The organism is Pinibacter soli, from assembly GCF_029961145.1.
In the GTDB taxonomy this organism is placed as follows: Bacteria; Bacteroidota; Bacteroidia; order Chitinophagales; family Chitinophagaceae; genus Pinibacter; species Pinibacter soli.
Window position 1 is genome coordinate 781,155 of the sequence record NZ_JASBRG010000007.1, and the last position, 15,031, is coordinate 796,185.

The 15,031-nt window shown below is 43.3% G+C and carries 9 protein-coding genes; 1 reads left to right on the forward strand and 8 read right to left on the reverse strand.

From position 1 onward, the window contains the following. The first annotated feature begins 21 nt into the window (after window positions 1-21). Window positions 22-183, forward strand: a complete 162-nt coding sequence (locus tag QJ048_RS14050; RefSeq protein WP_282335008.1) for a hypothetical protein — start codon at window positions 22-24, stop codon at window positions 181-183. Window positions 184-374: 191 nt separating this feature from the next. Here the strand turns inward: QJ048_RS14050 and QJ048_RS14055 are convergent, their stop codons facing one another. From QJ048_RS14055 to QJ048_RS14090, 8 genes are all read right to left on the reverse strand, one after another. Continuing rightward, the gene (locus tag QJ048_RS14055; RefSeq protein ID WP_282335009.1) at window positions 375-2,012 is read right to left on the reverse strand and encodes a RagB/SusD family nutrient uptake outer membrane protein; all 1,638 of its coding nucleotides are present in this window, start codon (window positions 2,010-2,012) and stop codon (window positions 375-377) included. Between the two features lie 10 nt (window positions 2,013-2,022). Beyond that, the gene (locus QJ048_RS14060) at window positions 2,023-5,061 is read right to left on the reverse strand and encodes a SusC/RagA family TonB-linked outer membrane protein (RefSeq protein WP_282335010.1); all 3,039 of its coding nucleotides are present in this window, start codon (window positions 5,059-5,061) and stop codon (window positions 2,023-2,025) included. Window positions 5,062-5,256: 195 nt separating this feature from the next. Beyond that, window positions 5,257-6,906 (reverse strand): glycoside hydrolase family 28 protein, encoded by a 1,650-nt coding sequence (locus QJ048_RS14065; RefSeq protein ID WP_282335011.1) that lies wholly within the window; start codon window positions 6,904-6,906, stop codon window positions 5,257-5,259. Window positions 6,907-6,938: 32 nt separating this feature from the next. Further along, window positions 6,939-7,163, reverse strand: a complete 225-nt coding sequence (locus QJ048_RS14070) for a hypothetical protein (protein WP_282335012.1) — start codon at window positions 7,161-7,163, stop codon at window positions 6,939-6,941. Window positions 7,164-7,356: 193 nt separating this feature from the next. Further along, window positions 7,357-9,033: a DUF4957 domain-containing protein gene (locus QJ048_RS14075; RefSeq protein WP_282335013.1), complete on the reverse strand. Its 1,677-nt coding sequence runs from the start codon at window positions 9,031-9,033 to the stop codon at window positions 7,357-7,359. A 13-nt stretch (window positions 9,034-9,046) separates the two neighbouring features. Continuing rightward, window positions 9,047-10,891 (reverse strand): RagB/SusD family nutrient uptake outer membrane protein, encoded by a 1,845-nt coding sequence (locus tag QJ048_RS14080; RefSeq protein WP_282335014.1) that lies wholly within the window; start codon window positions 10,889-10,891, stop codon window positions 9,047-9,049. A gap of 13 nt (window positions 10,892-10,904) precedes the next feature. Then, complete coding sequence (locus QJ048_RS14085; RefSeq protein WP_282335015.1) at window positions 10,905-14,285, reverse strand: SusC/RagA family TonB-linked outer membrane protein; 3,381 nt, start codon at window positions 14,283-14,285, stop codon at window positions 10,905-10,907. Window positions 14,286-14,676: 391 nt separating this feature from the next. Beyond that, a complete protein-coding gene (locus QJ048_RS14090; protein ID WP_282335016.1) occupies window positions 14,677-14,874 on the reverse strand; it encodes a hypothetical protein in 198 nt (65 codons plus the stop codon). Window positions 14,875-15,031: the final 157 nt, after the last annotated feature.

The window sequence follows — 15,031 nt, forward strand, 5'->3', positions numbered from 1 at the left end:
GAATATAAATGAAATGATATCGTGCGAAAGTCCATCCTCGGTGGAGTAATGTTCGAGTTTGCATTTGGACTGCGCCGATGCAACGTAGCTACAACAAAGGCACAGGAAGTAAAGACAGTAAAAAAAACGGGTTATTCTATTCATATCACAGCGCAACAATCGTCAATAAATACAATTGAATAAAGATATCAAAATATGATGAATGGACCGTGTGGTACTGTACTGGTTGTAGACATTAAGTATAATGGCGAATCGCATTCTCAGTGTTACGCCCGCAGAATGGTTGATCATTCGTCAGGATGTGGCAAAGTGAATACGATTCGGTATTGGAGGGCGAATGCGATTCGGTATTGGAGGGCGAATGCGATTCGCCCCTACTGGTATCCATCATTTTGTTTGAATTCATCACGGTTCGTAACGGCATCTATCTGCGTTTGAGGTATTGGCCTCACCGTATGAAAAGTTTGAATATTGGTTGCTGCATCTGGATTGTCTGTCTTCACCCGGTCGATCAGTTTGCCTGTGCGTTTAAGATCGAACCAGCGAAGTTGTTCGCCGGCAAATTCTCTTGCGCGTTCGTCAAGAATAAAATCAAGATTGACTTGCGAAGAAGTTATTTTCATGGCGTCTACTTTGCCTGATTTTGCCGCTCTTGTACGAACAATGTTGATATAGTAAGCTGCGGAATCAAGATTGCCTAGTTTGAATGAGGCTTCTGCGGCATTCAAATACATTTCTGCCAACCTGATCACAAATACATCCCTTGCACTTTGTTGTTCGTTTGAGCTCGGCCTTGTAGGATCCTGGAATTTCAACAACGTAACGTAGTGGCCATTGTCCAGCAAAGTGCCATCTGCCTTATAGGTTTTACTACGATCATACACGCGATAAATTTTTCCTGCAGAAGATACATTGTTCTTTGAAGTAAGTACTGCAGTGTCGCCGATGTTCATACCTGCCGGTCTTGAAGTGCTGTTTGCAAACCAAACGGTTTGGAAAGATCCCTGGTAACGGGCATCGAGATCTTCGTTAAACAGATCTAGCAAATAGCGTGTTGGCGCATATCGCACAAACGGTCTTCCATTAGCGATGTCGCGTGTCAAGCCAGGTTGATCGTCATACTTCATTAAGAAAAGCATGTGTCCGTTGTTGCCACCTCTTCCGTGTCCGTTGGGAAACAATATGGCATCTTTCAAATCATTCAAACTTAGATTGGCAGAATAGTTCACTGCATACACTACTTCTTTATTTTGCAGATTGCTCATTTTCCACAGATCTGCATAATTGGCTTGCAAAGAAAATCCATAGTTTTTGATCACATCGTTTGCGGCATCAATTGCTTCCCTGTTCATGTTGCGCGAAAGATACATTCTGCTTAAAAACGCTTTGGCAGCAGGTTTGGTTACACGTCCGTAGTTGGTAGTTGTAGCCGGCAAATTGGCAACTGCGATCTGCAGGTCCCTGAATATCTGGTTGTAAAAAGTATCTACCGGAGTTTTATTGGCAGTTGTTACAATGCCTGTTGTTTCCTGCAAAGTGAAATGCACGCCGCCCCAAGTTTCTACAATGTGCCAATAATAAAATGCTCGTAAGAAACGTAATTCGCCTTCACGTATCAATCGTTGAGATTCGCTGTAACCGGCTTTACCAATACGATTGATGCCGGTGTTGCAAAGATTGATGGCTGCATACAGTTGTTGCCATTCTGTTGTAACAGCACTGCTGCCTGCTTGCAAGTTGATGTATTTGTTCAGCTCAGGATATACATCGCCGGAACCGCTTGTCCAAATGTCGGTGCCCATTTCGGAAAGGCTGTAGCCTTCTTCTTTCCCATACCACCAGCGCTGGTATTCATATGCAGCGTTTACTAGTGTTTCAAAGCCCTCCGGCGTTGTGTACACCGCTTCGGATGTAAAGCCTCCGGGATTATATTCAGTCAGTGTTTTTTTACAAGAGATGCTTAGCAAGGTTGTAACAACTGCCAATGTTATATAAAGATTTATTTTTTTCATCACTCAAAAATTAAAAGGTTGCGTTAATACCGGCTGTCAAAAGTTTAGTCATCGGGAAGTTTTCAGAACCGCCTCTTTCAGGATCATAGTCGTTGATTCTGCTATGCGTGAATGTGAAGTAGTTTTTCGCATTTGCGTAGATGCGCAGGTTCTTGAAAGCCTTGATTGATTTAGGGAAAGTATATCCCAAAGTGATGTCCCGGATTCTCACAAAAGATCCGTTTGTATAGTTGAGCGTGGATGTATACAGGAACCCGCCGTTTGCATTAGGTCTCGGATACATGCCGTTTTCATTTTCCGGTGTCCAGTAATTCAAACCCGCTTGTGCAGTATTCTCACCGTAGTTTGTTTTTACACCCAAATAATCCGGTGCTATCATTTGACCCACACGTGCAAAGACGTAGATATTGAAATCGAAGTTTTTGTAACGGACTGTGTTGTCAAGACCGCCGCTCCATTTTGGACGTGGCGTTCCTAATACCACGCGATCGTTCTGGCTATCAATTTTTCCATCATTGTTTTGATCTTTCACTTTAATGGAACCCGGCTTTTGTCCATACTTTGCGGCTTCTGTTGCCTCGGCTGTTTTCCAGATGCCAAGGCGCTCATAATCGTAGTACACCGAAGTTGGGTGGCCAACGAAATAACCTGATGCTATATCATTTACCCCGTCAGTTACAAGCCTTGTAATCTTTTCAATATTCTTTGTAAATGTTACCGATGTTGTCCATGACCAATCGCGTGATACAAGGTTGTTGGAAGTTAGCATCAACTCAAAGCCTTTGTTGTTTGTTGCGCCAATGTTTTGCACCGTTGATGTTACACCGGAAGTTGGCGGCAGTTTTCTTGGCAGCAACAAATCATTAGTACGTGTATCATAGTAATCGATCGTACCACTGATACGGTTGCCCAGAAAACCGAAATCAAGACCGATGTCAACTGTTGAAGAACGCTCCCATTGCAGATCAGAGTTGCCTATCTGTGGATTGTAAGTGTAGCCCGGAGCAAGCGTTTCGCCGTAAGAATAAGGCTGAGGGGTTAACAAACTTTGGGTAACATAAGGACTGTAAGGATCATTGCCCGCAATCCCATAGCTCACACGTAATTTCAGATCATTAAGAACTTTGTTGTATTGCAAAAATGATTCTTCGCTAATGCGCCACGCGGCAGCAGCAGATGGGAAGAATGTCCACTTATGTCCTTCTGCAAGTTTTGATGAGCCATCAGCTCTGCCTGTTAAGGTTAGCAGGTATTTGCTTTTGTAAGAATAGTTCAACCGTGCCGCACCTGAAACAATGTCCTGGCGGGAATAACTTGTAGAAGCGATCAAACCAGATGTTGCAGAACCAAGGCCATAAAATATTTGCGAAGCCAATAATTGACCATCGCCTTGTGCGGCGCCGCCATCTGTAGTGCGGTTTTGATAGCTGGTAATGCCGGTTAAAGTAAATGCATGATCGTGTATTTTTTTATCGTACCTGATGACATTTTCCCAAAGTATATCAGCAGAACCGGATGTATTGTATTGTGATCTTGGCGCTGAGCCTCCTCTTGCCAGGGAGTTGGTGCCATAGTAGTAACCGGTTCTTGAGTTGGACAAGTTTGCGGTGAAACTTGAACGGATGCTCAATCCTGCAAGCGGAACCAACTCTGCATACACTGTTGCAAATGTCCTGTTGTTGCGCCCCTGACCTGTATAAGTACCGGGCTGCTCATCTGTCAAAGGACTGTACGCTCCTCCCGGAAGTGGCTGCAGAACAAAGTTTCCGGCGCTGTCATAAGCTGCACCCAATGGATTGATCTTGTTGGCAGCATTTAAAGGATCGCCGCGAAGACTTTGATTGTAGTAAACGATCTGCGCCTGCATACCGGCTTTGAATATTTTACTGATGGTTTGATCGATATTCAAACGACCTGAATAACGCTTGAGTGCGTCCAATTTCAGAATGCCGTTTTCCTGGTAATAATCTGCGGAGAAATAGATCTTCGTTTTCTCGGTTCCTGATGTTACGTTGAATTGATAATCCTGTTGCAAACCATTGTGCAACAAGAGCGGATGGTAATCCGTCCATTTGCCTGCCTGGATAGCAGCGAGTTCAGAAGGGCTGAAAACAAGCGCATCATCAGCCGGGCTATTCCACCTGCCGGTAGCTCTGTTCGCTTCTCGTTTCCAGTCAACATATTGCGGACCGGTGGCAACATCATAATAGCGTGCAACCTGGGAAGAACCTGCATAAGCATTTACGCCGATTTGTGTTTTTCCATTCACGCCTCTTTTCGTTGTGATCACGATTACGCCGTTGGCACCGCGTGAACCATAGATGGCAGTGGAAGACGCATCTTTCAAAACGTCGATCGATTGTACATCGTTTGGATCGATGTCGGCAATATTACCATAATACACTGCGCCATCTACAACAAACAACGGGCTATTGCTTCCCTGTATGGATCTGTTTCCCCGAAGGGTCACGTTTACCCCGGAGCCTGTTTGTCCGCTGCTACGCGTAATGTCCGCGCCGGGAATTTTTCCCTGTATAGATTCCATCACATTCAGTGCAGGCACGTTGGCAAGATCCTCGCCTTTTACGGAAGCAACAGAACCTGTCAGGTCTTTCTTCTTTACCGTTCCGTATCCGATCACCACCACTTCGTTCAGCGCTTTAGCTTCTTCTTTAAGCGTAATGTCGATTTGCGATTTTCCGCTAATGCTTACTTTCTGATCTTTAAAACCGACCTGCGAAAAAATGAGTGTCGCGTTTTTGGATTCATCAGGCACTTGTAATTTGAACTGGCCCTTAGCATCGGTGGTGGTACCCAGTTTTGATCCTTTGATCATTACGCTTACGCCCGGCAACGGAGTCCCGGTAGCATTCCTTACCGTTCCTTCGATGATATGCGCAGCAACATTTTTTTTACTAACGATTACTTTGTCGGGTGAACCGGCGGCAAACGAACCGGTTGCGGAGAGGGTAAGAAAAGAAAGCGGAAGCGCAAATACTTTCGGATTTCTTCTGAGCACATCCTCATACAGCAGGTGTAGAAGTTTCATAAAAATGGCAATCTTAAAAGTTTAAAAATCGTTTTGAGCAGCAGTCGAACTACACCCAAACTTAGATAAGACGCCAGCGACGGAGGTTGAGGAATTGAGATAAATAGAGGAAAAATTGGTAAATAGTGAGTAGAGGCAAGGCAGTGCCTTGTCTCTACGGACCAAAATATCTGTTCCTAAACAAATAGCTGGCTTTTATTTGATTTTTGAAAACATGGATGCATTTGCACCATTGTTGAACTGAATGCTCTCTGCGGTTTCCGGTAATTTTGTATTTGACAGTTTAATTGATCCGCTGCGTTTTCCATTTACATTTATAAAACGTGTTGTCTTTGAATTGTATTTTATGCTATCCAAAACAATATCATTTGCATTTTCCAGGTAAACCGCCGGATCATTTTTATCTGATAACAAGTTTACATTGTTTAGTTGAATATTAGAGGCTTCGATCAAATCGACGCCTTTTACAGCCTGCAGCGTAATATCATTAAGGAAAATATTTTTCACGCTCATTTCAGGAAGCCCCCTTATGAATATGCCTTGCTCAGCGCCATTGCATACAATATTATTAATGTAAAAATTCCGGAAACTCGGCGTCTCCTCTGTCACAGCAGGTATCAGCACTTCTTGTCCCGCAGCGGGCGGCTTCGTAAAATAATACATGTCAAAATAAATAGCAGCGCCACTTATGTCTTTCATGTGGACGTCTTTGATGTAAATATTTTCAACAACACCTCCTCTTCCCCTTGCAGTTTTAAAACGCAAACCAACATCTGATCCAAGAAAAGAACAGTTGTATACAAAAATATTTTTTGCACCTCCACTCATTTCGGAACCTATCGTAAAACCGCCGTGCGCCTTGTAAACAAGGTTATTGCGAATCACAACATTTTCGGTTGGTTTGTTTCTTTTTCTTCCTTCTTCATCTTTTCCTGATTTAATGCAAATACCATCGTCACCTACATCAAGCGTGCAACCTTCTACCAAAACATTTTTGCAGCTCTCTATATCCATGCCGTCTCCATTTTGTGCATAGTCGGGATTTTTAACCAGCAAATTTCTCAACGTCAATTCTTCGCACAGCATAGGATGCAGGCACCATCCCGGTGAGTTTTGAAAAGTGACACCTTCCAATAGCACCTTCCTGCAACCGTTTAAAAAAAGCAGATTCGGACGCAGGTAATTTTTTATATCCTCGAAATCTTTTAATGATTGTCCTTCCGACATAGCACTGCCGCGTTTCGTTTCTTCAGCCACTTTCGACATCTGCGAAGGATACCATGTTCGCCCATCCTGGCTGAGTTCGCCGCCGTATTCTACTCTTTTTTTCCACTCGTTTTCAGTAAGCTTGTCTTTTTTTACCGGCCTCCATACATCTCCATTTCCATCGATAACGCCTCGGCCGGTAATAGCAACGTTTTCAGTATTTGTAGCAAACAACGGCGATTGACATCTTGCAGAGCGACGACCTTCGAAGTTTGCTTCTACGAGAGGATATTGGTTGATGTCCGGAGAGAACAATAACACCGCATCGCGAACCAGGTGCAGGTTCACATTACTTTTCAGTTCAATTGGCCCGGTGAGCCACAAGCCGCCCGGGATAAGCACTACGCCCCCACCTTTTTTGCTGCATGCAGTTATTGCCTCATTGATGCTCCGCGTATTAAGTGTGATGCCGTCCGCTACCGCTCCGAAATTTGTAATGCGAAGCGTATCGCTTTTAAACGACGGCAATTGTGCCGTTGGCAGATTTGACCAGGAATATTTGCCAGGGGAGTTCTGCGCAAAAACTGTGGCGCCACAGGCAATTCCTAAAAACAGGAAACTGAAGAATTTGCTATTCATGTTGTTGGTTTGAAATTTTATTAATGCGCTTTTTATACCCGCTTTTGAATACGATCTACCATTGCCTTGATTGTCGCAGGTTTTGACACTTCGTAAGCAACAGGATATTTTGGCAACTCTTTAATTGCTGTCGTGGATACATTACCCTGGCTTTGCGTCCTTGTAAACGGCAGTGAAATAAAAAGTAAGACTACCGGTAAATAGAAAAAATTCTTTTGCAGAACAAATTTTGCGGAGGTTACTTGCAGGAACTTCATTAGGCAATTGAAAGTTTAATAATCGTTAGCGACAATGCTACAAACTTATGTAAGCTGGTACTAGCGGAAGTTCAAGAATTGGGCTAAATAGTTAAAAAATTGACCTACGCCTTAATTCAAAAGCAAGGGAGCTGATTTTTTTTCAACTCCCTTGCGGAAAATCACTTCATCAAACCATGCTTTTATTTTCTTTTTAATAGGCCCAACGAGGATCACCGATAACACCGCCAGAGACACTGGCTTTTAAAACAGGATGTGAAGCCGGTAATGCGCCCAGGCTATAATCTATTGTAGCCGCGGTCCAACCCAGATCGGAACTGATACAACTTTGTTGATTCAATCCGGTCAGGCTCACGGGTGTTGTTGATCCATATGTTGCATTTAGTTTGAAATAATTGTTGTTGAGAAAATCCAGCACCCTTCCCGTTCCGGTACAACGGAATGCTGTTCCGTTAATGGTGCCGGCTTCCGGTGTATTGGCAAGAATGGAATTCTTAAGCGTGTAGCTAACGGTGTTGGCATTGGCATCAATCAACAAATATTTGCCACTTCCGCCAAAGTTGTTGAATGTACAATAGTCTATTGTAATGGTAGGAATGTCAGATGTCCCCAACGTTGTCCCCATGTTAATTAATCCGGCGCCCATGCTATAAAACGTTGACTTGGTGATATTGAAATTACTGATCACATTCTTTTCCACGCTAAACGTGTAATAAGTGCTTGTGCCTGCTTTATCAATATTATAGATCACGCAGTTATTAATAGATAGTGTTTTAATTTTTTGCGTAGCAGTAGTCGTTGCCAAATTTGCCAGCACCAGGCATCTTGTATAATCATGGATGATACAGTTGTCCAGTTTTACATCTGCGAAATCGGCAGGATCGCCCTGGTTTGGTCCTCCTTTAATCACAAGAAACTGAACGCCGTATGATGTGCCTGAATAATTACCATTGATCTCAACACCTTTTAATTCAATACCAGCGTTGGTTCCAACGAGGTCCAACTCTCGTACATTTATTTTAGTATCCTTTGGGTTATTAGAGGTAGAGGCGATGGTTATCTTTTTTCCAGTCATGGTAAACACATTGCTGCCAAGTGTATAAGTTCCGGGATTTAAACCAATCACAGCGCTGTCTGCAGCATTGTTTATAGCAGCAACAAGATCGCCACCTGCATCAAGCACAGTTGTATAAACGATTGGTTTGTTTGTAGTAAAACTTGTGATGCCCTTGCTTTTTGCTCCGGCAAATAATTGCAGCGTGTACTTTGTTGCCGGTGCAAGACCGGTGAGCAATTTTTGACCAGCCGCATTCTCCGCAGAACTAATATCAAAACTTGTAGCCGCATCTTTGTCTGCAGTAACGACAACTTTATTCAGACCTGCCACATTTGCATACCAGTGAACAAGCACCGTTGTTGGCGTAATTTCAAAATCACGGATCATCCGCAGATAGTTTTCGCCCGGTAAAGCGAATGATCTGTCAAGGTATAAATATTCGGAAGGTGCAGATCCTTTGAATGCGTTCACTCTCATGCGGGCAAAGTATTTTTTGCCAACAGAAATTTCCGGTTCAATAATTCTGAACGCTAAAGTATCCACTGTCTTTGACAGGTTGATTGTGCCAAAAGCTGAATCCTCTGAAATATCTACGGTGTACATGTATCTTTTTCCCGCAGAAAGAACTGGTTGTGACCAGCTGAAAGTGGCAGTATCTCTTGAAGTTTTCACACCAAAGCTGTATGGCTGAAATGCCCTGTTGGTGGTAGTATCGTCGATCTGGCCATCAAAAGACTTGACGCAGGCATTATTAAACAGCATCAGGAAAATACAGCCAGCCAGCAGTTTTATATATAGAATTCTTTTTGTCATTGCAATTAGTTTGTTAGTTATAACCCTTGTTTTGTTTAATGGCGCCTCTGTTTTCAATCATCACTTTCTGCGGATAAGGCAGCAACTCAGCTCTGTTTGCTTCAAACTTGCATGCATATCCCTGGTTGGGATCATTAATGTATGGTGCTGTCAACACACCATTGGCCCACGAGCCGACTTGTCTTCTCCAGTAAACCCTTGCGTAGCCCGCAGGTGATGCTGTGCTGTAAGTATAAAATGCAACGTTGTTATTGCCTCCGTAATATTGAATGGATGATTCTTCTGTCGTGCAATCTTTATTCGTAAAAGGGGCAGCCAATTGCCATACGTGATCTGACGCATAAGGGTACGGATTGTTATCCATGGGCGCACCAAGACATAAGTATGGAAGTTTTGCTTTTGTTTCTGCGATCTTTGTTCCCAGCAGGTTCCAGCGAATGAGATCGTATTTGCGAAGTCCTTCGCCTCCAAACTCGAGCATTCTTTCCTGTACCAGCGCATTGAAAAATCCATCTTTATCTTTTGGTACAACAGGTAAAGGGTTTGAGCCATATGCACGCTTTTGCACCATTGCCAATGCATCTGCCGGACTCAGTTCTGTGAATGTTTGCAGTTCGTTAGCGGCTTCTGCGTACATCATCAATATGTCAGCATATCTGATCACGGGCCAGTTAACACCGAAGGTTAGCAATGTTGAAGAAGCGGTAAATGTTGTCCATGACTTTCTGAATTTTCCACAATTCAATCCTACCAAGCCATTACACACTTTCTGGTCCAAGCCATTTACTGTGTAAGTGGAAACGGTTACGTCGCGTCTTGCATCTGTTCCATTTTGAAAAGCGTAAAAATAAGTTGGCAGCGCTGTCGGGCCACCACCGGATTTCCCCCATGTAGGACTTGTATTGAACCATGTGCCGAAAGATCTTGCAAGGTCACTGTCATTCATGCCGCCCCACATGGCGATTTCAAAAATGATCTCACGTGCATCATCGTATCTGGTTGGCGTATGAAGTGTTTTAAAGATGTTTTCATAAACAGGGTTCAAACCATGTTCTCCTGACTTGATGATATCGCGGCATTCGTCCATTGCAATCTGATAATACTTTTGATAGTCTGCTTTACGCACCATCTTATCATCATGAAGTGCATAGCCGCCACATGCAAGTGCAATACGTGCCCTTATTCCTTTAACCGCTGCTTTCGTTATGCGATAACTTCCGTAATCACTCAATTCAGAGCGCCAGCCAACATAGTCTTCGGCTTGTTTTAAATCTGCCAGTATCTTATCATAAGTACTGTCCCGATCAGAGTTTGGTATAAACTGGTTGGTTAAATCCGCTGAAGGTACAAAGGTCGCAGGCACGTCTCCCCAGTTAATGATCAGTTCATAATAAAACAACGCACGTAGCGTCAAAGCCTCTCCGAGGTAGCGTTGCATGATTGTTTTATTGGAAGAAAAACCTGATGATTTCGGAATGTATTTGATGGCAATATTTGCACGTTCAATGCCCGCATAAAGCGCAGTGTATGTGTCATACAAGCTACCCGCCATTGAACTGACACCAAAGTTTGGGATGGCATAGTTATTTGCCGGATCAAAACTGGATGCACCCTGCGAACTAAAATCATCGCCACCCGCAGGTATGATGAATGAAAGGTTTGCACCAAATGCAGACCTTCCTGCAGCTTTGTTATAAACACTCAACAGCTCGTTGTTGGTGTTGTCTGGATTTGCAAATGTTTGCTCAATATTTAAAGCAGAAGGTGAATTATAATCGAGAAATTTTTTACATGAACCTAATGTGATCATGCTGGCAAAAGCCGCCGTCCACAAACTATATTTTATATGCTTGTTCATATTGTTTCTTGTGTTAGAATGAAAGAATAAGACCACCGAGAATGTAGCGGCTGCGTGGATAAGCAGAATAATCCAATCCCGGAGTAAGTGCAGAAGATCTTGTGTTAGATTCCGGATCATTACCGCTATAGTTGGTAAATGTGTACAGGTTGTTGACTGTAGTATAAACCCGGAATTTCGAAAACACTTTCATCTTTTTCAGCACTTTGTCAGGCAGACTGTAACCCAATGTAATATTAGTTAAACGTAGAAACGATGCATCTTCTACGCCGTAGCTGGTTGGTAGCAAAGAGCCTGTTTGCGGAGCAAATATGTTGGCGTTTGCATTGGCATTGGCAATGTTATCCCATCCGGAAATGAAGTTGCCCTGCTCGTCAAAATATTTCCATGCATTTTTAAACGTTGCTGGAAAATTATTTCCGTTAACCTGGTATGTACTTCCAAGCACCATCTTGGTTGCGTTCCAGATCTGGCTCCCGTAAGAAAAGTTCATGAATACAGTCAGATCAAAAGCTTTGTAGCGAAACTGTTGGTTCCAGCCACCGAAAAATTTCGGTTGATAGTGGCCGATGATTTTTTTATCTGCGGATGTTATCACTCCGTCACCATCAAGATCCTTTATTTTAAACTTACCAGGATATAAGTTGGAGCCGTATTTACTTTGCGCATTTGCAACGCCTTTTTTCAATACCCAAACAGGTTTGGCCGGATTGGTGTTGGCATCGTAAGCAGCGCGATCAAAATCGTCCATTGTATAAAAGCCATCATATTCATAGCCATAGTAAAGTCCTACGGGCTGGCCCACCTGCACATAGTAGTCTTCTTCCGTTACTCCCCAGCCAGATGATACCGCATAGCCATATGCAGGAGATTTACTCTGGTTGAGTGCCTTTACAATATTGCGGTTGAATGAAATGTTGAATGATGAACTGTAAACAAAATTTTTATTTCTTACGATATCGCCCGACAACTGTATTTCAATACCGCTGTTGTTTGTAGAACCAATGTTTTGATACTGTGTGATGTAACCGGTTTGCTGCGGAACGTTTGTATTCAATAACAAATCGTTCGTTGTATTGGAGTAATAATCTATCGATCCCATTAAGCGGGAACTGAACAATTCAAAATCGAAACCGAAGTTTTGGGATACTGTCGTTTCCCATTTCAGATCAGGATTGGCAAGGTTTGCAGAGTAATATCCTGCTAGTTGTGAATTATCTGTTACTGCATAACCACCTGCTGTTGGGCTCGTGAGAAATGTTGTCGCATACAATCTATCTCCGTTTACACGATTGTTTCCTGCGGTTCCATAACTGGCCCTGAATTTCAGGTTGTTTACCCAAACAGCATTCAGGTTTTTAAAGAACTTCTCTTCTGAAAGCCTCCATGCAAATTGCGCGGAAGGGAAATTGGCCCAGCGGTTCTCTTCTGCAAATTTGGACGATCCATCTCTTCTGAATGACAGGTTCAGATTGTATTTACCCTTGTATGAGTACATGGCTCTTCCAAAGAACGACAACAATCTTTCGCCGCCAACACTGGTATAGGATGGAGCCTGAATACTGCCCGGCGGAGGATTTGCCTGTTGCACGTTGGCGAAGGCACTTTGCCAGGTTACTGAAGGCGGAAACCATTGAATGTTTTGCGTGAAGCCATCGTTATCGTAAATATTTATCTCCTGCCCCAATACAACGTTGAGGTTGTGTTGGGACTTAAAATTCTTCGTAAATGTAAATACGTTGCTGTTGTTTACAGAGCTTGTATTTCCTTTAGAGAGGTTTACATAAGGATAACCAGTATAAAGACCGGGATTTGAGAAGCTTGTTGTCTTGTATTGTGTTACGCCTCTAAAGCTTTTGTAATCGGTTTGTCCGGTGTTGTAACCAATGTTGGAACGAAAGGACAAGCCGGGAATAATGTTGATATTAATAAATGCATTGCTGATCAATTGCTTTGACTGGTTGCGGTTCATGTCCCTTGTAGCAAAGGTTGTCGGCGTACTCAGATCAATGTAGGTATCGAAATTTGCGTCTTCATCATTTTGCGAAAAATTGGAAACAGCGTCATACGGTTGAAAACGTGCAGCGCCCATGATTGATCCGTTTGAACCTTTAGAAGATGTTCCTGAACCAATTACCATTTGATTGCTGTACCGGGCATTCACTCCTACACGAAATCTTTTGCTTAACTGCGATTCAAATTTGAATGAACCGAAAATGCGGTCAAGGCCGGATGCCAGCATGATGCCGTCTTCTGAATATCTGTTAAAAATGAAGCTGTAAGTATTTGTTTCGTTCCCTCCGTTAAGACTGAGGTTTTGTGAATTGGAAAACGCATTTCTGCCAAACACGCGTTGCTGCCAGTTAACAGCAGGCACGCTTTTGTATATTTCCAGGTCGGCAAATTTACCATACGTTCTTTGAAAACCGTTTACCGAAACAGTGTCCTGCAGAAAACCATTGTAGTGCATCAGGTTTTGGCTAAGCTGCGCCATTACATAATCATAAGGCCCGAGCATTTCCGTATAATTGGTGATTTGGCGAACGCCGGCGTAGGTTTCGAAAGACACACTGGTGCGCCCTTTGCGTCCGCTTTTTGTAGTGATCAGCACTACCCCATTTGCGCCACGTGAACCATAAATGGAAGTGGAGGCCACATCTTTCAATACATCGATAGAGGCGATTTCCATTGGTGACAAGATGGTTAACGCATTGTCCATTGGAAAACCGTCAACTATATAAAGAGGGCTATTGTCCTGGGTAATGGAAGTACCGCCACGCACTTTAACGACAATGTCGGATCCAGGTGCTCCTTCCGTTGATGACACCGCTACGCCGGCCAGTTTACCCGCCAACGCTTCTGCAACCGAGGACACGGGAAAGTTGGCCACGTCTTTTGAAGTGATGGAAGAAACGGCTCCAGCCAGCCTGTCGCGGCTCACGGAACCATAACCTACATTCACAACGACAACTTCCGATAATTCAGAAGCGCCTTCCATCATCACAATATTGATGACTTTGTCTTTACCTACTTTTTGTTCGGCTACTTTATAGCCGATAAAAGAAAAAACCAGTACGGCATCCTCGTTGGGCACTTTCACAGAAAAGGCGCCGTTGTTGTCGGAAGTGGTATAAGAATTCGTCCCTTTAATGTTTACACTCACACCGGACATCGGTCCGGCCCGAAGGTTTTTAACGGTTCCCTTGATAATGAGACCGGACGGGGGCTGATTAGCTGCATTCGTTTTTTCGGGAGTTTGCGCATAAGCATGCAGAATAAAGAATTGAAAAATCAGCCAACACATTGCCGGCAGGAACAAAGTTGACTTTATGAGGGATGAGAAGTTGTAATAGCGTCGTTTTCCAGGCAAGCCGGAAAGAACCTTTTTACTCATATGGCATGTTTGATTTTAGTAATGGTTTTTTAGTACACCGATCATCAGGGAGTGAATCGGGATGGGACTGGTTTTGTCCCTGCAAGGCAATGTTTCTATTTCATATGACCCTCCTTTTTTAGACAGCGCTGCGGAAGAACATCAGTCGGCTTTCTAATACTGATCCGGCAAATGGAAGGAAAAAATCAGCGTTAGACTTTGTTTTTCGTAATCGTTGTGTGTAGTAAAAGTATAATGACATCGCCGGGAGAAGGGCGAAAAATTGCTTTAAAAAGTTGAAAATTCAGTATTCAAGCGCTCTTTGTCATTTAGTTAGCGTGCCGCCTGTGCAACACCCTTCGACAGGTGCTGGCACCAACGGGTGGATGTGAAAATTATAAAGAGATTGTTGTTAAGAAGGGTCGTAAGAAGATGTCCCCTCAGAGAACTGTGGGGACTTACTTTTGGTCCTGATGATCGCTTGCCAGTGATACAGGTATCTTCTTACTAAAAACTCAGCTTGCTGGTTTTGTAGGGATAATTTCGATAAGTAATAAGTGCGGCTACCAGAAATAGCGGCCCTTTGATCTAACTGGTATGAATTTGTCATGCTCAATCGCACATTTGCTATAATTATATTATCTGGGGGATGCCATTCAAATAGTGTCAACAAACTTAAATATTGAAGTTCCGGTTGACGTTCAAGATTTGATCAAAAAAGTCGAAAATTTGGGAAACCAAAGGCCTGGTACACCAGTTCGATCGAT

Excerpts from the sequence above, each read along its gene's own strand:
- QJ048_RS14075 (WP_282335013.1), bottom strand. The coding sequence starts at position 9,033 with ATGACAAAAAGAATTCTATATATAAAACTGCTGGCTGGCTGTATTTTC.
- QJ048_RS14090 (WP_282335016.1), bottom strand. The coding sequence starts at position 14,874 with ATGACAAATTCATACCAGTTAGATCAAAGGGCCGCTATTTCTGGTAGC.
- QJ048_RS14060 (WP_282335010.1), bottom strand. The coding sequence starts at position 5,061 with ATGAAACTTCTACACCTGCTGTATGAGGATGTGCTCAGAAGAAATCCG.
- QJ048_RS14085 (WP_282335015.1), bottom strand. The coding sequence starts at position 14,285 with ATGAGTAAAAAGGTTCTTTCCGGCTTGCCTGGAAAACGACGCTATTAC.
- QJ048_RS14080 (WP_282335014.1), bottom strand. The coding sequence starts at position 10,891 with ATGAACAAGCATATAAAATATAGTTTGTGGACGGCGGCTTTTGCCAGC.
- QJ048_RS14070 (WP_282335012.1), bottom strand. The coding sequence starts at position 7,163 with ATGAAGTTCCTGCAAGTAACCTCCGCAAAATTTGTTCTGCAAAAGAAT.
- QJ048_RS14055 (WP_282335009.1), bottom strand. The coding sequence starts at position 2,012 with ATGAAAAAAATAAATCTTTATATAACATTGGCAGTTGTTACAACCTTG.
- QJ048_RS14065 (WP_282335011.1), bottom strand. The coding sequence starts at position 6,906 with ATGAATAGCAAATTCTTCAGTTTCCTGTTTTTAGGAATTGCCTGTGGC.